Genomic DNA, 22,884 nt, shown 5'->3' on the forward strand with positions numbered 1-22,884 from the left:
CTAGCGCGTCCTCAGACGGTGAAGACGTCCCCTGGGAGAACGGCGTGCACCGGTCCACTGAACTCCGCTTTGGCCTCGGCGATGACGTCCTCACGGGACGTCCACGGCGGAATATGGGTGAGCAGCAGCTCCCCCACCCCGGCCTCACGAGCGATGCGGCCGGCCTCGGTTCCGGACAGGTGCACTCCCTCGGGCCGCTCCGGACTGTCGGTCCACGACGCCTCGCACAGGAACATGTCGGCCCCGTGCGCCAGGTCCCGGACGGCCTGACACATTCCGGTGTCTCCGCTGTAGGCGAAGGTGCGGCCTTGCGCCGTGGTGACGCGCATGCCGTACGACTCGGGGGGATGGAACACCTGCCGAGCGAGAATCGACAACTTGCCGAACTCCACGGTGCGTCCGTCCACCCAGCGACGCAGGTCGATGGTGTCGGACATGTCGTCGATCTGCCCGCCGCACTCGGCCGAGGCGACTCCGAGCCGGAACGCCGTGTCCTTGGGTCCGTAGACGATCGCTCGTCCCTCCGGCGGGCTGGGATGGTAGCGACGCCACACCAGCAGTCCGGGAACGTCGAGGCAGTGATCGGCGTGCAGATGCGAGAGCAGAACGCTCACATCTCCGGGATCGGCGTAGCGCTGCAACGCCCCGAGGATGCCGGGACCGAAGTCGAGGACGACCGGCGCGGTCTCCTCTTCTTCCAACAAGTAGCCCGACGCGGGTGAATCGGGTCCGGACACACTGCCCGAACATCCCAGGACGGTAATTCGCATGAAAGCCATGCTGCCACGCCGAGCGCATCACTCGAAACGTTCGGGCAGTATTCACAGCGCGAGTCGGCGAAATTCACCACCGACCACGGGTATGTCTGCAGTTACCTCGAACCTACGAAGTGGGCCGATCGAGCGATTTCACGCGTGCCCTCTCGGCTCGCGCGTCGGCGGACAGCAGTCGAGCGGCAACCACTCCGCCGACCGCGCCGAACAGATGCCCCTGCCAGGAGACGTTGGGCTCGCTCGGCAGCACGCCCCACAGTGCGCTGCCGTACAGCACGAACACCACGATTCCGATCGCGAGTTGACCGAGCTTGCGGGTGAAGAAGCCACGCACCAACAGGTATGCGATGAAACCGAAGATCAGGATCGACGCGCCGATCGTGTTCGTGTAGGAACCGGCGGTCAGCCAGGTACCGAACCCGCCGACCACCCAGATGATCCCGGTGGCAGCCAGACCACGCGTCAAACCGGAGAGCAACACCAGAAATCCGAGTACGACTATCGGCACGGTGTTCGCGATCAGATGCTGCCAGTCGTCGTGCAGCACGGGCGCGAACAGAATGCCCCACAAACCCTCGACCGAGCGGGCCTGTATCCCGTTGCGTTCGAGCCTCGACCCGCTGGCCACATCGATGAACTCGATGACCCACAGCAACACGGTGAATGCTCCCACCAGAATGGCGGCCTGCATCCAGACCGGCCGCGCACGCTCGGCGGGACGGTTACTGATATCGCTCATGATCGCCTCCGGAACAGTTCCCTCCACGGTACCGGGCAGAGGTATAGCGCGAGCTGAGCTCAGGCTCCCGATCCACCGAACGCGGACGTGAAGATCTGGCGGTACGTGGGGATGCCGGCCACCGAGGTGGCGTCGAGCAGGGCACGCACGATGGCTCGCTCGACGACGATCGCCGCGGCCTCGGTGACCGCGGCCAGTACCGGGAGTTCCGCCGAAAACGCGGCGGGCACCGAGGACTCAGCGGTGACGGGTCTGGTGCCGGTCGAGACGGCGAAGATCGTGTCGCCGTCGAGCGGCGAGTGTGCCGGTCGAACGGCCCGCGCCAGCCCGTCGTGACCGGCGACGGCAATCCGCTTGCACGACGCGGACGACAACGCAGCATCGGTGGCGACGACACCGATCGTGGTGTTGAGCGCAGTGCCCTTCGGTTCGAGGGCGAGCGCGGACCACAGCTGGTTCACGTCGGGCTTGCGCATCCCGAACGCCGCGGGCCCGAGCGTGCCGACGCCCCACAGCAGGCCGGTACGCGGGTCGAACACCGCGCCCACCGGATTGGCGACCATCAGCGCCGCGACGGTGACCCCGTCCGCCGGACCGCCCTCGATCACCGTGCTCGCGGTACCGACACCGCCCTTGAGAACTCCGGCGCGGGCACCGACACCGGCCCCGACCGATCCCGTCGCGAAATCGGTTGCCGCTGCGGCCGCGGCGAGATAGCCGAATTCCGCCGTCGGCCGAGAAGCCCAGTCGCCGACCGGAAGATCGAAGATGACCGCGGCGGGGACGATCGGTACGACGTGATCGGGACTGCCCATCGGGATGCCCTGACCGTGCTCTTCGAGCCACCGCATGACACCGTCGGCCGCGGCGAGCCCGTAGGCACTGCCCGCGGTCAACAGGATCGCGTTGACGTGCTGCACGGAGTGGCTCGGATCGAGCAGATCGGTCTCGCGAGTCCCCGGCCCGCCGCCGCGAACATCGACGGCCGCCGTCGCACCACCCAGCGCACGCACCACGGTGCAGCCGGTGGCCGAACCGGAGCCCATCGCGGCGTCGTCGTCGAGTTCGTGATGATGACCGACCAGCAGACCGGCCACGTCGGTCAGGGAGTCCCGCGGTCCGGGAGTCTGGAATGCAGCGGTCACGCGTGCGTCCTAGGGGATGAGGACCTGTACGAGTGAATCCTGCATCCAGGTCAGCCAGTGGTAGACGTCGAGATGTGGAGCGCGAGGATCACCCTCGTCGAGAACGTCGGGTGTGTCCGCGCTGATCCCCAGCGTCGTGCCGAGCGCCAGCCTCACGTCGTTGAGGCCGGTCAGCCAAGCATCCGCTTGCTCCTGGGTCAGCACGATCTTGCCACCGGACTCGGGAAGCGTGGCCAGGATCATCGATCCGGCAGCCAACTTCTCGTCGATGATCTCGGGCTCGTGCAGTCCGCGCAGGGCACCGTTGAGGTCGGTCGGATCCTCCTCGTCGCGGCCGGGGTCGGCGCGGTGGAAGTCCGGCAACAGCCGCGCCAGTGCGGCATCCTCGGGCGGGCTGTTGTGCCCGGTGCGCAGACCGGTCAGCGCTGCGAGTTCGTCGGTGGGCGCAGCGGCGGACCGGTCGCGCAGCAATCCGAGAACCGAGCCGACAAGCGAACGGAGTACGGCGGCCTCACGAGCATCGATCTCGGACTTGATCTTGACCCCGGACAGCGAATTCCGTCTCGTCCACGTGCGCACTGTTGCTGATGTCCTTCTCTGACGAAGAGGTGATGAGCGGTTGACTACTTGTCCTGCTGCATGGTGGCCCACAGACCCGCCGCGTGCAGCCGTCGAACATCGTTCTCCATCGCGTCGCGCTCGCCGCTCGACACCACGGCCTTGCCTTCGGAGTGCACCTGCATCATCAGCTCGGTCGCCTTGGCCTTGCTGTAGCCGAACAGCTTCTGGAACACGTAGGTGACGTAGTGCATCAGGTTGACCGGGTCGTCCCACACGATGGTGACCCAGGGGGTGTCGTGAGATTCGTCGGCCGCAACGGCCTCGGTCTGGGCCGGGACCGCTTGCGGTGACGCAGCGACGACCTCACGTGCCGAGAAGCCGTCCACGGGCAGAAGCGAGCCGTCCACCGTCAACCAAGGCATGCCCAACAGGGTACGGCGTGTCGGGCCAGCGTCCCACGCTCGCCCCTTCGCTCGTAGTGTGGGCGAGGTGAGCAACGACGCGACCACAGATCACGCGAATCACAGCGACGGTGCCAGCACCGCGCTGCTGACCGATCAGTACGAATACACGATGCTCTCGGCCGCCCTGGCCAGCGGCTACGCCGATCGCATCTGCAGCTTCGAGGTCTTCGCGCGCAGGTTGCCCGGTGGCCGTCGATACGGAGTTCTCGCCGGCACCGGACGCATTCTCGACGCGATCGCGCGCTTCCGATTCGGGCCGGACGAGTTGCGGATCGTCGCCGAATTCCTCGACGCCGACACCGTCGAGTGGTTACGCAACTACCGGTTCACCGGCGACATCGACGGCTATCGCGAGGGTGAGCTGTACTTCCCCGGCTCACCTGTTCTGACCGTCCGCGGCACCTTCGCCGAGTGCGTGGTCCTCGAGACCGTAGTGCTCTCGATCCTTAATCACGACAGCGCCATAGCGTCCGCTGCAGCGCGGATGGTGGCGGCCGCGAAGTCCCGTCCGATCATCGAGATGGGGTCGCGTCGAACCCACGAGGAAGCCGCTGTCGCCGCATCACGCGCGGCATATCTCGCCGGATTCACCGCGACGTCCAATCTCGAAGCCGTCCGACGCCACGGCGTCCCCGGCGCGGGCACGTCGGCGCACGCCTTCACTCTGCTGCACACCACAGCCGACGGCCCGGACGAACGGTCCGCATTCGCGGCTCAGGTGCGCGCGCTCGGCGTGGGCACCACACTGCTCGTCGACACCTACGACATCACCCAGGGCGTTGCCAACGCCATCGAGGTGGCCGGGCCCGAACTCGGCGGTGTGCGCATCGACTCCGGCGACCTCGGTGTGCTCGCCCGGCAGGTGCGCGACCAACTCGACGCCCTGGGTGCGCCGAAAACCAAGATCGTCGTCTCGGGTGACCTCGACGAATACGCCATCGCGGCATTGCGAGCCGAGCCGGTCGACTCCTACGGCGTCGGCACGTCGCTGGTCACCGGATCCGGTGCCCCGACGGCCGGCATGGTCTACAAACTCGTCACCGTCGACGGCATTCCCGTCGCCAAGCGCAGCAGTCACAAGGAGTCGCGCGGTGGCACCAAGGCGGCGCTGCGTACCGCGCGCCGCACCGGCACCGCAGTCGAGGAGATCGTGTACCCGTTCGACGCTCCCCCGACCGTCGACGACGATCTGACGGCGGAGACGTTGACCACGCCGTTGGTTCGCGGCGGCGAACGAGTCGCCGACCTACCGACGCTCGCCGACGGCCGCGACGTGCTGGCCAGGCGCCTCGTCAGCCTCCCGTGGGAGGGCCTGAAGCTGTCCCAGGGCGAGCCGGCGATACCCACCCGGTTCGTCGAGGGGTGAGAGCGGTGTCGGTACCGAACCGGGTGGGCGATCGGCAGTAGTCTGCTTCGGTGCCGTCGAAGACCGAGTTGCCAACCGTTCCCGCTCTCCTGCAGGTCGCGGTGCACTCGCTCGGCGGCAAGGAACGCAGCAATCAGCTGACGATGGCCTCGGCGGTGGCGCACTCCATCGACACCGGCGAACATCTCGCGGTGCAGGCGGGCACCGGAACCGGTAAGTCCCTCGCCTACCTCGTCCCCAGCATCAGGCACGCGGTGGAATCGGGCAAGACCGTCGTCGTCTCCACGGCCACCATCGCGCTGCAGCGGCAGCTGGTCGACCGCGATCTCCCCCGCCTGTCCGACGCCCTGGCCGAGGCCGTCGGCCGTCGCCCCAAGTTCGCAATCCTGAAGGGCCGCAACAACTATCTGTGCATGAACAAGATCCACACCGGTGCCGCGCAAGAGGCACCGGATGCGGAACTGTTCGACCCGTTCGCGGTCTCACGCATGGGCCGCGAGGTGGTACGGCTGACCAAGTGGTCGTCCGAAACCGAGACCGGCGACCGCGACGACGTCGTGCCCGGGGTCAGCGATCAGGCCTGGCGTCAGGTCAGCGTCACCGCGCGTGAATGTCTGGGCAAATCCCGCTGCCCCGTCGGCGAGGACTGCTTCGCCGAGCGCGCCCGTACCGAGGCCGCCCAGGTCGACGTCGTCGTGACCAACCACGCCCTGCTCGCGATCGACGCGATCACCGGAATCCAGATCCTGCCCGAACACGACGTCGTGGTCGTCGACGAGGCCCACGAATTGGTCGACCGAGTGACCGGCGTGGCCACCGAGGAACTGTCGGCCGCGACCGTCACCGCAGCAGCGCGTCGTAGCGCGAAGCTCATCGAGGAGGAGACGGGCGACCAGCTCGAGGGAGCTGCCGAGAACTGGGCCGCGATTCTGGACGAGCTGCCCCCGAGCCGGTGGCAGTCCCTACCCGACGGCGTCGGCCCCGCGCTCGCGTCCATTCGCGACGCGGCCTGGGCGGTCCGCACCGCGATCGGCCCCAACAAGCAGGGCATGGCCACCAGTGACCCCGAGGCCGCCGCGGCTCGCAGCGCCGCACTCGTCGCGGTCGACGAGGTCCACGACAGCGCGGTCCGTGTTCTCACGGCATTCGACGAACCCGATCCGGCCAAACGCAAGGACGTCGTCTGGCATGCCGTCGACGATTTCCGCGGCAACGTCAAACGCACCGTCCGCATCGCCCCGCTGTCGGTGGGCGGGCTGCTGCGAGCTCGCCTGTTCGCCGAGTCCACCGTGGTCCTCACCTCCGCGACCTTGACCGTGGGCGGATCGTTCGACGGGTTGGCTGTCAACTGGGGCCTACCTGCGGAGAAGCCGTCGCGCAGTGACACCGCGATGGCGTCGGGTGTGGAACCGCCGTCCGATACCGGGTCGATCAGGTGGAATTCGCTCGACGTCGGGTCGCCGTTCGACCACGCTCGGGCCGGGATCATGTACATCGCCAAGCATCTGTCGCCGCCCGGACGCGACGGTCTCTCCAAGTCCTACCTCGACGAGATCGAGTCGCTGGTCAGCGCCGCCGGTGGCCGCACACTCGGACTCTTCTCGTCCATGCGCGCCGCCAAGGCCGCCGCCGAGGAGATGCGGGAGCGCCTCGACACGCCGATCCTGTGCCAGGGCGACGACTCCACCGGTGCCCTGGTGCAGAAGTTCGCCGACGACGAGGCCACCTCCCTGTTCGGGACACTGTCACTGTGGCAGGGCGTCGACGTCCCGGGCCCGTCGCTGAGCCTGGTGATCCTGGACCGCATTCCGTTCCCGCGGCCCGACGATCCGCTGCTGGTGGCCAGGCAGCAGGCCGTCGAATCACGTGGCGGCAACGGCTTTCTCGCGGTCGCCGCCAACCATGCAGCCCTGCTGCTGGCGCAGGGCGTCGGTCGACTGCTCCGTAGCGTCGACGACAAAGGTGTTGTCGCCGTTCTCGATTCGCGCCTCGCGACCGCCCGCTACGGCGGCTACCTACGTGCCTCGCTGCCGCCGTTCTGGGAGACCTCGGACCCGGAGGTGGTCCGCAAGGCCCTCACCCGCCTGGCCGGAAAGTAGCTGCCCCTCAGGCAGTCGCCACCAAACCGAGCTCGGCATCGGAGGCCAGACCGCGGTGATGAGGAAGCACCCGCACTGTGTATCCCACCGTGCCGCTGTGCGGTAGCCGCGTCTCGCCCGCGTACACGTGCTCGCCGCCGTCGGTTCCCACGTGCGTCATGGCCGTCGTGCGAATGTCGGTGAGGTTCTCGTCCTCGTCGACGCGTCCCACGACCGCCTGCACCACGACGTCCGACGCGTCCAGTCCACCGAGATCGACGTTCGCGCGCAGTGAGAGCTCCGCACCGATCACCGGCGTGTCCGGCAGACCTTCACTGTCGACGCGGGTGACTTTCACTGCGCCCCATGCCTGTTCGACGCGGCGGCGGTACGACGCGACGTCCGTGGCACCGCGGTGGTTCTCCGCCGAGGCCGCGCGGGCGGATTCGGCTGCGGGCGCGTAGTAGCCGAGTGTGTAGTCCTGAACCATTCTCGACGCCAGCACTTTCGGCCCCAGCTGCTCGAGGGTGTGCCGCACCATTTCGATCCAGCGGCTCGGCACGCCGTCGTCCCCGCGGTCGTAGAACTTCGGCAGTACTGCCTGTTCGAGCAGTTCGTAGAGCGCGGCGGCCTCCAGATCGTCACGGCGATTGTCGTCGGTGACGCCGTCGGCCGTCGGGATGGCCCAGCCGTTCTCCCCGTCGTACATCTCGTCCCACCACCCGTCGCGAATCGACAGGTTCAAGCCGCCGTTGAGCGCGGACTTCATGCCCGAGGTACCGCACGCTTCGAGCGGGCGCAGCGGATTGTTCAGCCACACATCGCATCCCCAGTACAGGAATCGAGCCATGGACATGTCGTAGTCGGGCAGGAACACGATGCGGTGCCGTACGTCGGCCTGATCGGCGAACCTGACGATCTGCTGGATGAGCGCCTTTCCGCCGTCGTCGGCGGGGTGCGATTTGCCCGCGACCACCAGCTGGACCGGACGAACCGGGTCCAGCAACATGGCGCGCAGTCGCTCGGGTTCGCGCAGCATGAGCGTCAGCCGCTTGTACGTCGGTACCCGTCGAGCAAACCCGACGGTGAGTACGTTGGGATCGAAAACGTTTGCTGTCCAACTGATCTCGGCCTCGGTGGAGCCGCGTTCGAGCGCCGAGCGCCGCACCCGACGCCGCACCTCGTCCACCAGTTGCGCGCGAAGGGTGTTGCGCGTGGACCACACGCGGTCCGAGGACAGCTCCCCCTCCAGCGCCCATTCCCGGGCAGACCACGTCGGAGCGTGCACGCCGTTGGTGACCGACCCGATCGGCACCTCGGAGGCGTCGAATCCTCGCCACAGGTCGTTGAACATCTCGCGGCTGACGATTCCGTGCAGCTTCGACACCCCGTTGGCGCGTTGTCCCAGACGCAGCCCCATGTGCGCCATGTTGAACACCGAGGCGTCGCTCTCGCCGCCGAGGGCGAGGATTCGGTCCATCGGCAGACCCGGCAGCAGCGCCGACTCCGCGCCCCCGTCCGCACTTCCGAAGTAGTGCCGCACCAGATCGGCCGGAAACCGGTCGATTCCGGCGGGGACAGGAGTGTGAGTGGTGAAGACGGTGCCGGCTCGCACCGCAGCCAGAGCCGCGTCGAAGTCCAGGGTTCCCGAGGTGACGAGTTCGCGGATGCGTTCGACGCCGAGGAAGCCGGCGTGGCCCTCGTTCATGTGGAACACCTCGGGATCGGGCAGTCCGTGTGCACGGGTGTAGGCCCGGATCGCTCGAACTCCGCCGATACCGGCGAGTATCTCCTGCTTGATGCGGTGGTCCTGGTCGCCGCCGTACAACCGGTCGGTGACTCCTCTGAGCTCGGGGTCGTTGTCGGCGATGTCGGAATCGAGCAGCAGCAGCGGGACACGTCCCACCTGGGCAATCCACACCCGTGCCCGCAGAACCCGAGATCCGGGCATGGACACGTGGATCAGCACCGGAGAGTCGCCGTCGTCGGTGAGCAACCGCAGCGGCAGACCGTGCGGGTCGAGGGACGGATAGCGTTCGGCCTGCCAACCGTCGGCCGTCAGCGACTGGCGAAAGTACCCCGAGCGGTAAAGCAACCCGACACCGATCAACGGCAACCCCAGGTCGGAGGCCGCCTTGAGGTGGTCGCCGGCCAGGATTCCGAGCCCACCGGAGTAATTCGGCAACACTTCGGTGACGCCGAACTCCATCGAGAAATACCCGATGCCCGACGGCAGAGCACGTCCCTCGGCCAGTTCGTTCTGGTACCAGAGCGGACGGGCGAGGTAGTCGTGCAGATCCGCTTCGGCGGCGTCCAGCTCGGTCAGAAAGCGCTCGTCGGCCGCGAGTTCCTCGAGACGCGCCGGTGCGACGGCTCCCAGTACGGCGACGGGATCGCGCTCGAGTTCAGTCCACAACAGTGGATCGATGTGCTCGAACAGATCCTGCGTCGACGAGTGCCACGACCACCTGAGGTTTGTCGAGAGCTCGGCGAGGGCATTCAAGCGGGCGGGAAGATGGGCTCGGACGGTGAATCGGCGCAAAGCTTTCACAGGATCGAACCCTACCCACGGACACCTGTGTCGATGGGCGGCTTGCACGAAATCTGCTCCACGGTGTCCGTCGCGGGCAGTATGCGTCGGCGCACGCGCCATCTGCATTGCTGCACTACGGTTGACGAGTAGAAGCACACCGAGATCGGTTCGATCAGAGGTTGCGCCCGCGCAGCCATACCTCTAGCGAAGAATGGAGTGTGAAGTGACAGGTCGACTTGGTATCGACAATGTCCTTCCAGATACGACGACCGGGAAGTACCCCGCGAAAGCGGTGGTGGGCGAGACGTTTCCAGTCTCCGCCGACGTCTGGCGCGAGGGTCACGACGCGGTGGCCGCGACACTGTCGGTGCGCGGACCGGGAGGCAAACTCGAACGCATCCCGATGACACCGGGCCGCGAACCCGACACGTTCGACGCGGTGTTCGTCCCCTCTCGGCCGGGTTACTGGATCTGCCGCATCGAAGCGTGGAGCGATCCGATCAGCACCTGGCGCCATGCCGTCGAAGCCAAGCTCGGAGTGGGCCAGAGTGCCCACGAACTCGCGAACGATCTCGAGATCGGCGCACGGCTGTTCCTGCGGGCTGCCACCGGTGTTCCTGCCGAGAGCAGGCAGATGCTGGCCGATGTCGCCGCCGCGCTGCGCGACACCGACCGCCCGCTGCCCGCCCGGGTCTCCTCCGCGTTCGCATCGTCGGTCGCCGAGTTGTTGTTCGTACACCCGCTGCGCGAACTGGTGACTCGATCGCGCGCGGTCAACGTGTGGGTCGATCGCAATCTCGCACTCAACGGTGCCTGGTACGAGTTCTTCCCGCGGTCGACCGGCGGATGGAACGAGGACGGCACTCCGCGGCACGGCACGTTCGCGACGTCGATCGAGCAGTTGCCCCGCATCGAGCGGATGGGATTCGACATCGTCTACCTGCCGCCGATCCACCCCATCGGCACCATCAACCGCAAGGGCCCGAACAACACGTTGACCCCGGGACCGGAGGACGTCGGGTCGCCGTGGGCCATCGGCTCCAAGGACGGCGGACACGACGCGATCCACCCCGAACTGGGCACCGAGGACGACTTCCGCGCGTTCGTCGCCGCTGCACACGAACACAACCTCGAAGTGGCACTCGATCTCGCCCTTCAGGCCGCTCCCGACCATCCCTGGGCTGCAACACATTCCGAGTGGTTCACCGTGCTGCCGGACGGCACGATCGCCTACGCCGAGAACCCTCCGAAGAAGTACCAGGACATCTACCCGGTCAACTTCGACAACGACCGACGCGGCATCTACGAAGAGGTGCTGCGCGTGGTCCGATACTGGATCTCGCTGGGAGTCAAGGTCTTCCGAGTCGACAACCCACACACCAAGCCGCCGGACTTCTGGGAATGGCTCATCGCCGAGGTCAAGAAGACCGACCCGGACGTGCTGTTCCTCGCCGAGGCGTTCACCCGCCCGGTGCGCATGTACGGACTGGCGCAGCGCGGCTTCACGCAGTCGTACACGTACTTCACCTGGCGTACCGCGAAGTGGGAGCTGACCGAGTTCGCCGAGGAACATGCCCGACGCGCCGACGACGCGCGTCCGAACCTGTTCGTCAACACTCCGGACATCCTGCACGAGAGTCTGCAGCACGGCGGGCCCGGAATGTTCGCTCTCCGAGCAGCTCTCGCGGCGACGATGGCCCCCACCTGGGGCGTCTACTCCGGCTACGAGCTGTTCGAGCACCAGGCCGTGCGAGAAGGCAGCGAGGAGTACCTGGACTCGGAGAAGTACCAGTTGCGTCCACGCGACTTCGAGGGTGCGCTGGCCCGCGGCGAGTCGCTCGAGCCCTGGATCACCACGCTGAACGCAATCCGGCGGGCGCATCCGGCGCTGCAGCAGCTCCGCAACATCCACTTCCACACCATCGACAACGAGGCGCTGATCGGGTACTCCAAGTTCGACCCGCAGACCGGTGATTCGATCCTGGTGGTGATCAACCTCAATCCCTTCGGAGCCGAAGAAGGCACGATCCACCTGGACATGCCTGCCCTCGGCCACGACTGGCAGGACACCCTCACGATCAAGGACGAAGTGAGCGGAGTCCATTACGACTGGGGCCACACCAATTTCGTCCGGCTCGAGCCCTGGACGTCGGTGGCGCACATCTTCACGCTCCCCCACATCCCGTACCCGGCTCGTATCGAACTGGCCTACCGCGGCAACCGAAAGTGAGTGGATTCAACGTGACCGAGAATCCGACGACGCCCGAAGACACCGTCGCTGCCCCGTCCGACAACGATCTCGAACTCATCGCTGCAGGGCGGCACTACAACCCGCATTCCGTTCTCGGAGCCCATCCGGTGGCCGGTGGAACCGCGATCCGCGCCCTCAAGCCCGATGCCGAGAAGGTCGTCGCCCGCGTCGGTGGCGTCGACCACGAACTGACCCACGTCGCCCACGGACTCTTCTCGGCTCTGATTCCGTTCGAGGACCTGATCGACTACCGCCTCGTGGTGACCTGGCCCGGTGGACACGTCTCCGAATCCGCCGACGGATACCGGTTCCTGCCCACTCTCGGCGAGCTCGATCTGCACCTGTTCGGCGAGGGCAGGCACGAGCGGCTGTGGGACATTCTGGGCGCGCACCAACAGTCGTACGCGACACCCGACGGCCCCGTCACCGGTACCTCGTTCGCGGTCTGGGCTCCCGCAGCCCAGGGCGTCACTCTGGTCGGCGATTTCGACGGCTGGACCGGTCGAAGCTGGCCGATGCGCGTACTCGGCTCGACCGGCGTGTGGGAGCTCTTCGCTCCCGACATCGCACCGGGCGCGCTGTACAAGTTCCGCGTCCACGGTGCCGACGGTTCGATCAAGGACAAGGCCGACCCGATGGCCTTCGCCACCGAGATCCCACCGTCGACGGCCTCGGTCGTCACCGAGTCCTCGTACACCTGGAACGACGAGTCCTGGCTCGACACCAGGGCCGGCATCGAGCCGACGCAGGCACCGATGAGCGTCTACGAGATCCACCTGGCGTCCTGGCGACCGGGTCTGGGGTACCGCGAGCTGGCCGAGCAGTTGGCCGAGTACATCACCGAAACCGGCTTCACCCACGTGGAGCTGCTCCCGGTCGCCGAGCATCCGTTCGGTGGGTCCTGGGGCTACCAGGTGACCTCGTACTACGCACCGACTTCGCGCTTCGGCAGTCCCGACGATTTCCGCTACTTCGTCGACCACCTCCACAGCGCCGGAATCGGCGTGATTGTCGACTGGGTTCCCGCCCACTTCCCCAAGGACGAATGGGCCCTGGCTCGGTTCGACGGCGGCCCGCTCTACGAGCACGGCGACCCGCAGCGCGGCGAGCAACTCGACTGGGGCACTTTGGTGTTCGACTTCGGTCGACGCGAGGTACGCAACTTCCTGGTCGCGAACGCTCTGTACTGGATCGACGAATTCCACATCGACGGACTGCGCGTCGACGCCGTGGCGTCGATGCTGTACCTGGACTACTCCCGCCCCGAGGGCGGCTGGTCGCCGAACATCTACGGTGGCCGCGAGAACCTCGAGGCCGTGACCTTCCTGCAGGAGATGAACGCGACGGTGCACAAGAAGCACCGCGGTGTCGTCACCGTGGCCGAGGAATCGACGGCGTGGCCCGGCGTCACCCGGCCGACGAACGTCGGCGGACTCGGGTTCAACATGAAGTGGAACATGGGCTGGATGCACGACACCCTGGGCTTCCTCGGGCGTGATCCCATCCATCGCAGCTACCACCACCACGAGATCACCTTCTCTCTGGTCTATGCGTGGAGCGAGAACTACCTGCTCCCCATCAGCCACGACGAGGTGGTGCACGGCAAGGGCACGCTGTGGACTCGGATGCCCGGCGACGATTACGCCAAGGCAGCCGGCCTGCGCGGCATGCTCGCCTACATGTGGGCGCACCCCGGCAAGCAACTGCTGTTCATGGGACAGGAGTTCGGGCAGACCCGTGAGTGGTCCGAGGAACGCGGACTCGACTGGTATCAGATCGACGAAGAACCTCTGCACAACGGCGTCAAAGCCCTTGTGTCCGATCTGAACTCGACGTACAAGTCCCACCCCGCACTGTGGACGCTCGACACCTCGCCGAGTGGATACTCGTGGATCGACGCCAACGACACCGAGAACAACGTGCTGAGCTTTCTGCGGTACGGATCCGACGGTTCGGTCATCGCGTGTATTTTCAACTTCTCCGGTACCGAGCACGGCAGCTATCGTGTGGGACTACCGGAACCCGGCCGTTGGACAGAGATCCTCAACACCGACGCAACGGAGTACGGCGGCTCCGGTGTGGGCAACCTGGGTGAAGTGACGGCAACATCGCACTCGTGGCACGGTCGACCGGCATCAGGCCAGGTCGCCCTACCCGCCAACGGGGCGATCTGGATAAAACTGGAGCGATAGATGAGTGGCGGCCGCACACCCCGACTACTGGCCGCGGCCGCCACTGCAGGGCTGATTCTGTTGACCTCGTGCGCGCAGACCGTCAGCGGAAACGCCGTATCGATCTACGAGAACCCGTTCACCGTTGCCGGACTCCCGGTGACGAGCGGGCCCAGCGGGCCCCGGCCCGATGCCCCCGATTCGACCATCACCGTGGAGAACGCCGAGGGCACCGACTCGGACATCCTCGCCACGAACGCGATCGACGACATCCAGCAGTTCTGGGCCGAGCAGTACTCCAGCTTGTTCAAGGGCACGTTCACCCCGGTCTCGAAGGTCGTCTCGTGGGACGCGTCCGAGGACGAGGGATCGGGCATCAGATTCTGCGGAGACCGAACCGGCGGTATTCCCAACGCTGCGTACTGCACCCGTGACGACTCGATCGGCTGGGACAGGACCATCCTGCTCCCGGCTCTGGTCGACGCGTTCGGACCGATGTCGGTGGTGATGGTCATCGCCCACGAATACGGCCATGCCATTCAGCACCAGTCGGGGCTCGTCGGCGACGACACCCCGACCATCGTTGCCGAACAACAGGCCGACTGTTTCGCAGGTGCCTTCATCCGCCACGTCGCCGAGGGCGATGCGCCGCACTTCACCATCAACACCTCGGACGGACTGAACGGCGTCCTCGCCGCAACCGTCGCCGTGCGCGACGTCGATCCCAACGATCCGGAATCGGTGCACGGCTCTGCCTTCGAGCGCGTCACCGCAGTGCAGATCGGCTTCACCGACGGTGCCGGGGCATGCACGAGCATCGACGAGGCCGAGATCGACTCGCGTCGAGCATCGTTGCCGCAGAAATTCGACGATCCCGACGACTCGGGTGAACTACCGGTCACCGAGGACTCCCTCGACGCCTTCACTCGATCCTTCGAGCAGGTGCTGCCCGTCGCAGATCCCCCGGCCGTCGACTACACCGGATCGGACGTCGGATGCGCCGACGCCGAAGCCACAGCGCCGGTGTCGTACTGCCCCTCGACCAACACCATCGGCGTCGACGTCGACGCCCTGGCCGAAGTCGGCCAGCCCGAGACCCCGCAGCGCGGAGACATATTGCCGCTCAACGTCTCCGGTGACTACAGCGCCTACGTGCTGTTCGCCTCGCGCTACACCCTCGCGGTGCAGAAGGAAGCCGGCCAGACCCTCGACGACCCGCAGACCGCTCTGCGTTCGGCATGCCTGTCCGGGGTCATCACCTCGGCGATGAGCGCCGAGAACGGTGACACCGGCCTCGAAGTCTTTCTTTCCCCAGGCGATCTCGACGAAGCCGTGTCCGGACTGCTCAGCGACGGCCTCGCAGCCAGCGACGTCAACGGTACGACGCTGCCGTCGGGGTTCTCCCGAGTCGACGCGTTCCGTTCGGGAGTTCTCGGCGGAAGGGAACTGTGCGACGCGCGTTACAGCTGAGTCCTGCTGTCAGTACAGAGCGGACGCGAGCTTGCGCCGCGCGGAGACCACCAGCGGATCGGCCGAGTCGAACAGCTCGAACAGCTCGAGCAGTCGAGTGCGCAGTGCAGTGCGGTCGTCGCCTGCACTGATCTTGATTCCGTCGATCAGACGAGCGAAGGCCTGCTCCGGTTGCTGACCGGCCATTTCGGCGTCCGCTGCGTCGATCCGAGCCTGGACGTTTCCGGCGTCGGCGTCGGCGAGTGCAATCGCGTCCGGTGCCAGGTTCTGCACCCGTGCGAGGAACTTGACCTGACGCAGTGCGGCAACCGCCTCGGTGTTCTTCGGTTCGGCGTCGATGATCGCCTGGTAGGCGGCTTCTGCCTTGTCGAAATCGCCCTCGTCGATGGCCTCTTCGGCTGCAACGATCCGCGGATCCTCGATCTCGGGTTCCGGTTCGGCAGCAGCCGCCCCGGGAGGCCCGGTGAGCTTTCCTGCAGTCGCCTGCTCGACGGCTTGTAGCCACTGACGCAACTGCTCGTCCGACTGGGTGCCCTGGAAATCGGCGAGGGGCTGGCCCGCTGCGACGGCAACCACCGTCGGAATGGCCTGTACGCCGAAGGCCTGGGCGATCTGCGGATTGGAGTCCACGTCGACCCGCGCGAGCACCCACGTACCCGCGGCTTCCACGGCCAGCTGCCCGAGCTGACGCGTCAACGCCTGGGACTGCGGCGAACGCGCCGAACCCAGGTCGACTATCACCGGTACCTGCGTGGACCGCTGGAGAACCTCGGCCTCGAACGTCGCCGCGGTCACGTCCACGATCGGTGCCAGTCCTCCCGCGTCGCCTGCGGGTTCGGCTGCAGGTGCAGGTGCCGGACGGTCCTTGAGAACGGACAGGTCGACGGCACCGGCAATGGATGCGGGAACGACGGCTGACGGGCGGACGGGAGGACGGGAACCGGGTCGAGTCACGCCCTACAGTTTGTCACTAACGCGATGCGCCATCCACTGGCGGGCAGTGCCGGTCGGTCAGGACAGAACCTTGGTGTCCGCGGCGGGCCGGCCGGTGCTCAACTCGGCGAGACGGCCGGTGCGCGCGGCCCAGATCTCGAAGATCACGGTGCCGAACGGGGGGAACGCCGCGACCAGAGCCAGCAGGGTTGCCTTGACGTCCCACTTGAGCTTGATCGCCGTCAACACGGCAACGGCCAGGTACACCACGAACACGCCGCCGTGGATCGGTCCGAAGATCTTCACGCCGATTTCGTTGCCGTCGGCGGGGATGTACTTGAACGCCATTCCGATCAGCAGTCCGAGCCAGGTGAACGCTTCGAGCACAGCGATGAAACGGAAGCGTTTGGCCGTGCTGCTCAGGTCGAAGAAGTTGGTCATGCCCGCTATTGTGCCCGGTCTGCTACGACGGAGCGTAGTGGCTCTGGTCTCAGTTCTTCTCCAGAGCCACTACGAGTCCTACTGCTTCGGCACTCGAACGATGAGGGCGTCGCCCTGTCCACCGCCGCCGCACAGTGCGGCCGCGCCCACTCCGCCGCCGCGACGCTGCAGCTCGAGAGCCAGATGCAAGGCGATGCGAGCTCCCGACATGCCCAGGGGATGCCCGATCGAGATCGCTCCCCCGTTGACGTTGACGATCTCCGGATCGATGCCGAGTTCGCGCGTCGACGCGATTCCGACCGCTGCGAACGCCTCGTTGATCTCCACGACGTCGAGGTCCTTCGGGTCGATGCCGTCCTTCTCGCACGCCTTGGCGATGGCGCGCGCCGGCTGCGACTGCAAGGTGGAGTCGGGACCGGCCACCACTCCGTGTGCACCGATCTCGGCGAGCCAGGTCAGACCGAGCGACTCGGCCTTCTCCTTGCTCATCACCACGACGGCGGCGGCACCGTCGGAAATCTGCGACGCGGATCCCGCAGTCACGGTGCCGGCCTTGTCGAAGGCGGGGCGAAGCTTGCCGAGGGAATCGACCGTGGTGTCGGCGCGAATGCCTTCGTCTGCGGTGAACTGGATCGGCTCACCCTTGCGCTGCGGAATCGAGACCGGGACGACCTCGTTGTCGAATACCCCGTTCTTCCACGCCGTGGCGGCCTTCTGGTGCGACGCGGCAGCGAAGGTGTCCTGCTCCTCGCGGCTGATGGCCTCGGAGCTCTGGTTCCGCTGCTCGGTCAACGCGCCCATGGCCTGATCGGTGAAGATGTCGTACAGACCGTCGTAGGCGAGGTGATCACGCATGGTGACATCGCCGTACTTGAATCCGGCCCGCGACTTCTCGAGCATGTGCGGCGCCTGGGTCATCGACTCCTGACCGCCTGCGACGACGATCTCGAATTCACCGGCGCGGATCAGCTGGTCGGCCAGTGCGATGGCGTCGACTCCGGACAGGCAGACCTTGTTGATCGTCAGCGCAGGCACGGTCATCGGAATACCAGCGGCAACCGCAGCCTGCCGCGCAGGGATCTGACCGGCACCAGCGGTGAGAACCTGGCCCATGATGACGTAGTCGACCTGATCCGGCGCAACACCGGCCTTGTCGAGTGCACCCTTGATGGCGATTCCGCCGAGATCCGATCCCGAGAAGTCCTTGAGGGCACCCGAAAAACGTCCCACGGGTGTGCGAGCGCCGGCGACGATGACTGTTGTGGTCACGATTTCCTCCGAAAGTATGAAGACGGCCTTGTCGAGATCAACGCTCCGACGCCCCCTACCGATACCGGCCGGGCGGAGCACCGAAACGCAGCTGGCGCTAACGTCATGGCCATGACCTCCAGCACGCAGTCTTACACGGGAGCCCCGCTGCGCTCCGATCTGGTGACGGCTATCGATCATGTGGGTGTCGCGGTGCCCGATCTCGACGCTGCCATCACCTGGTACACCGACCACCTCGGCATGGTTGCAGTGCACGAGGAGATCAACGAGGAGCAGGGCGTTCGCGAGGCGATGCTCTCCTTCCCCGGAGCCACCGAGAAGTCCGCTGCACTGCAGTTGCTCGCGCCGATCGACGAATCGTCCACCATCGCCAAGTTCATCGGCCGCAACGGCCCGGGACTGCAGCAGTTGGCCTACCGCGTCACCGACATCGAAGAGATCTCGACCGAGCTGCGCGCTCGCGGCGTTCGGTTGCTGTACGACGCCCCGCGCCGCGGCACCGCCGATTCTCGGATCAACTTCGTCCACCCCAAGGACGCCGGTGGCGTACTGATCGAATTGGTCGAACCCAACCCAGCCGCGCACTGATCGAACTCTGCGAACGAGCCGTATGGCTCTCTACTTGACTCACCGGTAAATTGACGGCCATGGCCATCGATCAAGAGCGCACTTCCACGGTGCAACTTCCCTTTTCCATCGTTCGGAAGGGGTTCGATCGCGACGAAGTCACCAACTACTTCGAGCGGTTCGACGCCGAACTACGTTTGACGACCGCAGATCGTGATGCGGCCGCCGCGCAGGCTCGTGATCTGGCCAAGCAACTCGACGATGCTCGTGACGAGATCGACGAACTCCGCAAGGACATCGATCGCCTGTCGGTTCCGCCCACCACGGCGGAGGGGATGAGCGATCGCATTTCACGCATGCTGCGACTGGCCTCGGACGAGGCATCCGAGGTCCGCGCGAAGGCGCACTCGGAGTCCGAGGAGATGATTTCCGTTGCGCAGCAAGAGAGTGCCCGACTCCGCGGACGGCACGAGTCACTGGTGGCCGAGCTCGAAGAGCGCCGAACGGCACTCGAAGCCGAACACCAGCAGACCATGGCTCAGGCGCGCACCGAGGCAGCTCGAGTAGTCGAGGCCGCGCAGGCCGAGCGCGACAAGTTGGCTGCCGAGTCCGAGGCAAAGCGCGCCAAGGTTCAGGAAGACTTCGAGATCACGATGGCCGAGCGCCGCACCAAGGTTCTCACTGCTCTCGAGGAACTCGAAGCGTCGAGCAAGGCCGACGCTGCCCGCCGCATCGAGGAGGCGACCACCGAGGCTGCCCGACGGCTTCAGTCCGCGAGTGAACAGGCCGAGCGTCGCATCGCGCACTCGAAAGAACTGGCTGAGGAGCTGCGTGTGCTCCGCAGTCGCGTGCTGGCACAGCTGCTCGGAATTCGCGGCCAGCTCGATTCGGTTCCGGCAATGCTCGCCTCGGTCAATCGTGAGAGCGAACTGCTCGACAATCCCGACCCGACGGCCATCCTGAAGAAAGAAGAAGAGAAGGCTGCCGCGAAGGCCGAGGACGAGAAGGAATCGGCCGACTCGGAGTCCTGATTCAGCCGGACCTGCGCCTGGCCTCCCCCGCTACGACCACCTGCGGGTGAGGCCTCGCGTGTTTCGGCCGGACCAACACCCGGTGTGCCAGTGTCTGCGATTGTCGGCACCGCCGAAATCGTCCGACGGCCACGCAACGATATGTGCGACGCCCGGCCGCACCTCGTGATCGCAGCCGGGGCATCGATAGGTCTTCACGGCCTTGGCACCCGGAACCATTCGTGTCGTGTACGTGTCACCGTCCGGACCGACCTCGATCCGGTTGCCGCCCAGCACGGAATCGGTAGCCGGAGCGAGATCGCTCGGGCCGCTCCGATTCGGTCGGCGGGGTTGGTTACGACGAGGCACCCGTCCAGTGTAGAGAACGGGCCGATTCGCGCCGACCGCCCTCAGAAAAGACGGAACTCGGTGCTGTCGGTTCCCCGTAGGACGTCGTAGTCGAGTGTGAGACAACGAATGCCGCGGTCGGTGGCCAGCGTCTTCGCCTGCGGCTTGATGACCTGCGCAGCGAACACTCCACTGACCGGAGCCAGCAGCGGATCACGGTTGAGCAGCTCCAGATAGCGGGTCAGTTGTTCGACGCCGTCGATCTCACCACGTCGCTTGATCTCCACTGCCACTGTTCCGCCATCGGCGTTGCGGCACAGGAGATCCACCGGTCCGATAGCCGTCATGTATTCGCGTCGCACCAACGTGTAACCGTCACCCAAGGTGCTGACGTGCTCGGCCAACAACTCCTGAAGGTGAGCCTCCACACCGTCTTTCACCAAACCGGGATCGATACCCAACTCGTGACTCGAGTCGAGTTCGACGTCGTCGATGGTGATGCGAAGTTCCTCACCGGCCTTGTTGGTGACGATCCACTTGGTCGTCTCGTCCTCGGTGGTCTCGACCATCCAGCAGGGCGGAGACATCCAGTTGAGGGGCTTGTACGCCCGGTCGTCCGCGTGCACGCTGACCGATCCGTCGGACTTGACGAGGAGCAGGCGACGAGCGGACGGGAGGTGTGCGGTGAGGCGGCCGACGTAGTCGACTTGGCAACGAGCAATAACTAGACGCACTCGACCACCTTAAAGCAGGAGCCCCGATAGTCTGTGACGACCATGCCGCAATTGAGACGATCTGCCGCTCCGCTGGGCTCCCGACTGCTCGGCGACACCTCCGAATCACCTCGCCGACGGCGGGTCCGAATCCAGCTGCTGCTGACTGTCTTCTTGATTCTGTCGAATTTGATCGGTGCCGTCATCGTGGGCGTTCTGATCAGCGTCGTCGTTCCGGGCCCTGACGTCCTGAAAATGGATCGCTACTGGTGGGTCAACTTCATCGTCGTCCCGGTGTACGTCTTTCTCGCATTCCTGGTCGGCGTCGTCTGGGGCACCACAAGCGCTCTGAGCAGCCTGCGGTGGGGTATCGAGGATCGGAAACCCACACGATCCGAGCAGGTCGCCACTCTCGCCATGCCGTGGCGCCTGACGCGCATACAGATAGCACTATGGATAGGCGCGCTGGTCCTGTTGACCACGATCGACGGCATCATCGATCCTCAGGCGATACCCAAGGTTGCGTTCACGATCGCCGCGGGCGGCACCGTCGTCTGCGCGTTCAGCTACCTGCTCAGTGAGTTCGCGCTTCGCCCCATTGCGGCTCGGGCGCTCGAAGCCGGCGATCCTCGACGGATTCGTATTGCCGGAGTCATGGGCCGCTCGATTCTCTCGTGGCTGCTGGGCACCGGTGTGCCGGTCAGCGGTTTGATGGTCATCGCGATCTTCCGCTTCATCAATCCCGAAACGACAGCGACTCAGCTCGCGGTCTCCATCCTCTCCCTCGGTGGGATCACGATCGTGTTCGGCCTTGCGCTGACCGTCCTCGGAGGTTTCGCGACGACATCACCCATCAACAATGTGCGCGCGGGGATGGCCGAGGTGGAGAAGGGCAACATGGATGTCCGTCTCGCGGTGTACGACGGCACCGAGCTCGGTGAACTACAGAGCGGGTTCAACCGGATGGCCGACGGAGTGCGTGATCGGGAAAAGATCCGCGACCTGTTCGGCAGGCACGTGGGTCACGAGGTCGCCGAGAAAGCACTGCAATCCGACAGCGAACTCGGGGGCCAGGAACGCGATATCGCAGTGTTCTTCATCGACCTCGTGGGATCGACGGAGCTGGCGGCGTCTCGACCACCCACCGAAGTCGTTGATCTGCTCAATCGATTCTTCGCCGTGGTCGTCCACGAGGTCGACGAGCATGGCGGATTCATCAACAAGTTCGAAGGCGACGCCGCGCTCGCCATCTTCGGAGCTCCCAACGAAATTGCCGACCACTGCGGCTCGGCGTTGGCCGCAGCACGAGCAATTGCCCGACGGCTGCTGATCGAAGTGCCCGAATGCAGTGCCGCTGTGGGTGTCGCAGCGGGACGCGCAGTCGCCGGCAATGTCGGTGCGAAGTCCCGATTCGAATACACCGTGATCGGAGACCCGGTGAACGAGGCTGCTCGCCTCTCCGAGCTGGCGAAGAACGCTCCAGGGGCAATCCTGGCCTCCAAAACGGCGGTCGACGGTGCCGCAGACGAGGAATCCGGTCGCTGGGAATTCGGTGACTCGGTGACTCTTCGTGGACGCTCCGTCGAAACAGTCCTCGCGAATCCGAAAGATGTGAAAGTCACCGCCGACGAGCCTGTTCCCGTGCACGCCTGACCTGTATTGCAGGTCATGGCAGTTGCTGCCGCCTGAGCATCGTCCGCAAGTGCGCGCGCGTTCGTCGGGTGCGCGGGAATTGGTGACCGGTCGGGGCGCGATTGTGCGCGCGGATGGCGAATGCGCGCGCGTCTGACCTCCTATGAGCGTCCGCGGTCGCGTCGTCTGCCGGAACGCCAGTTCAGACACAGACGGGACTGCCCCGCCCCCGTTCGCCGCGAATGCGCGCGCGTTCGTCGGGTGCGCGGGGAATGGTGAGTGGTGGGGGTGCGATTCCGCGCGCGGATAGCGAACGCGCGCGCGTGTGTGTGTCGGGGCCAACGCTCCGGGGCAGTTCGGGGCGGCGGTGTGCGGGTCGACGCGTCTGGGTTGCCTGCGACAGCGCGCGGAGTGACGAAC

The 22,884-nt window shown here is 65.9% G+C and carries 19 protein-coding genes; 8 read left to right on the plus strand and 11 right to left on the minus strand.

What is annotated here, in order from left to right:
* Nucleotides 1–11: 11 nt before the first annotated feature.
* The 5 genes from AB0362_RS15390 to clpS all read right to left on the minus strand — a co-directional run bounded on the left by AB0362_RS15390 (nt 12) and on the right by clpS (nt 3,640).
* Nucleotides 12–770 (minus strand): cyclic nucleotide-degrading phosphodiesterase, encoded by a 759-nt coding sequence (locus AB0362_RS15390; RefSeq protein ID WP_188078671.1) that lies wholly within the window; start codon nt 768–770, stop codon nt 12–14.
* Between the two features lie 112 nt (nt 771–882).
* Nucleotides 883–1,512, minus strand: a complete 630-nt coding sequence (locus tag AB0362_RS15395; RefSeq protein ID WP_366235813.1) for a rhomboid family intramembrane serine protease — start codon at nt 1,510–1,512, stop codon at nt 883–885.
* A 59-nt stretch (nt 1,513–1,571) separates the two neighbouring features.
* A complete protein-coding gene (locus tag AB0362_RS15400; protein ID WP_366235814.1) occupies nt 1,572–2,657 on the minus strand; it encodes a P1 family peptidase in 1,086 nt (361 codons plus the stop codon).
* A 9-nt stretch (nt 2,658–2,666) separates the two neighbouring features.
* Nucleotides 2,667–3,236 (minus strand): DUF2017 domain-containing protein, encoded by a 570-nt coding sequence (locus AB0362_RS15405; protein ID WP_068050408.1) that lies wholly within the window; start codon nt 3,234–3,236, stop codon nt 2,667–2,669.
* 44 nt (nt 3,237–3,280) lie between these two features.
* Nucleotides 3,281–3,640, minus strand: coding sequence for an ATP-dependent Clp protease adapter ClpS (gene clpS / locus AB0362_RS15410; RefSeq protein WP_269595871.1), 360 nt, complete (start codon nt 3,638–3,640; stop codon nt 3,281–3,283).
* Between the two features lie 58 nt (nt 3,641–3,698).
* Here clpS and AB0362_RS15415 point away from each other — a divergent pair, with 58 nt between their 5' ends.
* Together AB0362_RS15415 and AB0362_RS15420 are read left to right on the plus strand one after the other, a co-directional pair.
* Nucleotides 3,699–5,048 (plus strand): nicotinate phosphoribosyltransferase, encoded by a 1,350-nt coding sequence (locus tag AB0362_RS15415; protein ID WP_366235816.1) that lies wholly within the window; start codon nt 3,699–3,701, stop codon nt 5,046–5,048.
* Nucleotides 5,049–5,098: 50 nt separating this feature from the next.
* The gene (locus tag AB0362_RS15420) at nt 5,099–7,147 is read left to right on the plus strand and encodes an ATP-dependent DNA helicase (RefSeq protein ID WP_317808820.1); all 2,049 of its coding nucleotides are present in this window, start codon (nt 5,099–5,101) and stop codon (nt 7,145–7,147) included.
* A 7-nt stretch (nt 7,148–7,154) separates the two neighbouring features.
* Here AB0362_RS15420 and glgP read toward each other — a convergent pair whose 3' ends face one another.
* Nucleotides 7,155–9,677: an alpha-glucan family phosphorylase gene (gene glgP / locus AB0362_RS15425; protein WP_317808819.1), complete on the minus strand. Its 2,523-nt coding sequence runs from the start codon at nt 9,675–9,677 to the stop codon at nt 7,155–7,157.
* A gap of 205 nt (nt 9,678–9,882) precedes the next feature.
* Here glgP and AB0362_RS15430 point away from each other — a divergent pair, with 205 nt between their 5' ends.
* The 3 genes from AB0362_RS15430 to AB0362_RS15440 are packed head-to-tail and all read left to right on the plus strand — an operon-like array spanning nt 9,883 to nt 15,551.
* Nucleotides 9,883–11,889 carry an alpha-1,4-glucan--maltose-1-phosphate maltosyltransferase gene (locus tag AB0362_RS15430; RefSeq protein WP_149406329.1) on the plus strand — a complete coding sequence of 669 codons (2,007 nt, stop codon included), beginning with the start codon at nt 9,883–9,885 and terminating at the stop codon, nt 11,887–11,889.
* Between the two features lie 11 nt (nt 11,890–11,900).
* A complete protein-coding gene (glgB, locus tag AB0362_RS15435; protein ID WP_317548763.1) occupies nt 11,901–14,102 on the plus strand; it encodes a 1,4-alpha-glucan branching protein GlgB in 2,202 nt (733 codons plus the stop codon).
* Nucleotides 14,103–15,551, plus strand: coding sequence for a metallopeptidase (locus tag AB0362_RS15440; protein WP_317548764.1), 1,449 nt, complete (start codon nt 14,103–14,105; stop codon nt 15,549–15,551).
* Between the two features lie 9 nt (nt 15,552–15,560).
* On the opposite strand, the gene AB0362_RS15445 is transcribed toward AB0362_RS15440, so the two are convergent.
* The 3 genes from AB0362_RS15445 to AB0362_RS15455 form a co-directional block, all read right to left on the minus strand.
* Nucleotides 15,561–16,448, minus strand: coding sequence for a tetratricopeptide repeat protein (locus tag AB0362_RS15445; protein WP_068050416.1), 888 nt, complete (start codon nt 16,446–16,448; stop codon nt 15,561–15,563).
* A gap of 114 nt (nt 16,449–16,562) precedes the next feature.
* Nucleotides 16,563–16,934: a DUF3817 domain-containing protein gene (locus AB0362_RS15450; protein ID WP_188078681.1), complete on the minus strand. Its 372-nt coding sequence runs from the start codon at nt 16,932–16,934 to the stop codon at nt 16,563–16,565.
* 69 nt (nt 16,935–17,003) lie between these two features.
* A complete protein-coding gene (locus tag AB0362_RS15455) occupies nt 17,004–18,194 on the minus strand; it encodes an acetyl-CoA C-acetyltransferase (RefSeq protein WP_317548765.1) in 1,191 nt (396 codons plus the stop codon).
* A 111-nt stretch (nt 18,195–18,305) separates the two neighbouring features.
* Between AB0362_RS15455 and mce the strand changes: the two genes are divergently transcribed.
* A complete protein-coding gene (gene mce / locus AB0362_RS15460; protein WP_269595879.1) occupies nt 18,306–18,782 on the plus strand; it encodes a methylmalonyl-CoA epimerase in 477 nt (158 codons plus the stop codon).
* A 59-nt stretch (nt 18,783–18,841) separates the two neighbouring features.
* Nucleotides 18,842–19,792 (plus strand): hypothetical protein, encoded by a 951-nt coding sequence (locus AB0362_RS15465; RefSeq protein WP_317808817.1) that lies wholly within the window; start codon nt 18,842–18,844, stop codon nt 19,790–19,792.
* Between the two features lie 30 nt (nt 19,793–19,822).
* Here the strand turns inward: AB0362_RS15465 and AB0362_RS15470 are convergent, their stop codons facing one another.
* Together AB0362_RS15470 and nucS are read right to left on the minus strand one after the other, a co-directional pair.
* Nucleotides 19,823–20,140, minus strand: a complete 318-nt coding sequence (locus tag AB0362_RS15470; RefSeq protein ID WP_149406336.1) for an ATP/GTP-binding protein — start codon at nt 20,138–20,140, stop codon at nt 19,823–19,825.
* Nucleotides 20,141–20,181: 41 nt separating this feature from the next.
* Nucleotides 20,182–20,853 (minus strand): endonuclease NucS, encoded by a 672-nt coding sequence (nucS, locus tag AB0362_RS15475; protein ID WP_094640377.1) that lies wholly within the window; start codon nt 20,851–20,853, stop codon nt 20,182–20,184.
* 42 nt (nt 20,854–20,895) lie between these two features.
* On the opposite strand from nucS, the gene AB0362_RS15480 reads away from it, so the two are divergent.
* Complete coding sequence (locus AB0362_RS15480) at nt 20,896–22,485, plus strand: adenylate/guanylate cyclase domain-containing protein (protein WP_317808815.1); 1,590 nt, start codon at nt 20,896–20,898, stop codon at nt 22,483–22,485.
* Nucleotides 22,486–22,884: the final 399 nt, after the last annotated feature.

Origin of the sequence: Rhodococcus sp. NPDC079359, from assembly GCF_040702585.1 — a bacterium.
Classification (GTDB): domain Bacteria; phylum Actinomycetota; class Actinomycetes; order Mycobacteriales; family Mycobacteriaceae; genus Rhodococcoides.